This window comes from Actinomadura sp. BRA 177 (assembly GCF_013372625.1).
GTDB lineage: Bacteria > Actinomycetota > Actinomycetes > Streptosporangiales > Streptosporangiaceae > Spirillospora.
Genome location: NZ_JABXFD010000634.1, coordinates 1 through 1,000 on the forward strand (window position 1 = coordinate 1; position 1,000 = coordinate 1,000).

Here is a 1,000-nt window from a genome sequence, read left to right on the forward strand (position 1 = left end):
ATGATGGGTATAGGAGACAGGGACCCGCCGCCGAGGCGCCCGGGCCGGCGCCGCGACCGCATGACGAGCAACGGGGGGAAACACTAGTGATCGCGGAGCATTCCGTGATCGTGGCCCGAGGAATGGGTGTCCGCCGCGGGGGGCGGTGGCTCCTGCGCCCGGTGACCTTCGGCGTGCCCGAAGGCGTGGTCGGCCTGGCCGGTCCACCTGGTGCCGGGAAATCCACTCTGCTGGCCACGTTCGCGACCTTGCGCAGGCCGAATGCCGGCCTGCTGCGCATTCTCGGACAAGACATATCGAACGCCGCCGGGCTGCGGGCCGCGCGGGCCGGGATCGGCTACCTGCCGGCCCGGTTCTCCCGCACCGAGAACATGACGGCCGGCGAGTTCGTCGCGTACGCGGCGTACTACAAGCGGACGAGCGCGTCCGCGGCGCGCTCCATGCTGCGGCGGCTCGACCTCGCCGACGCCGCCGGGACGGAGCTGGCGCTGCTGCCGCCGGAGGTCCGGCTGCGCGCGGGCCTCGCCGCCGCCTGCGTCCACGAGCCGAGCGTCGTGCTTTTGGACGACCCGTTCGGCGCGCTGTGCGCCGCCGCCGAGCCGTGGCCGACCGGCGCCGCCGGTCCCGGAGGGTCCGCGCTGACCGCCGCGATGTCGGAACTGATCCCGGTGCTGCGCGCGCTGGCGCCCACCGTGGTCGTCACCGCCGACGCCACCGAGACGCTCACCGGCTGGTGCGACCGCCTCTTCACGCTCGCCCGCGGCCGGCTGACCGAGCAGCCCACGCACTCGTCCGCCGCCCGCCGCGGCCGCTCCGCCGCCGACCGCCGCACCGCCGACACCCTCAACCGGCAGGGCATCGACGCCCTCGACCGGCAAGGCGCCAACACGCCGGCCCAGCAGGACGCCCACACGCTGGCCCGGCAAGGCGCCAACACGCCGGCCCCCGTCCCCTATCCACATCTGACCCCGCCCAACAAAACGACAAGGCCAACACCACG

At 74.3% G+C, this 1,000-nt stretch carries 1 protein-coding gene; it reads left to right on the forward strand.

Going from position 1 to position 1,000, the window contains the following annotated elements; genetic code table 11:
* Window positions 1–161 precede the first annotated feature (161 nt).
* The coding region (locus HUX53_RS35370; protein ID WP_309237588.1) for an ATP-binding cassette domain-containing protein at window positions 162–1,000 on the forward strand (839 nt) is incomplete at its 3' end.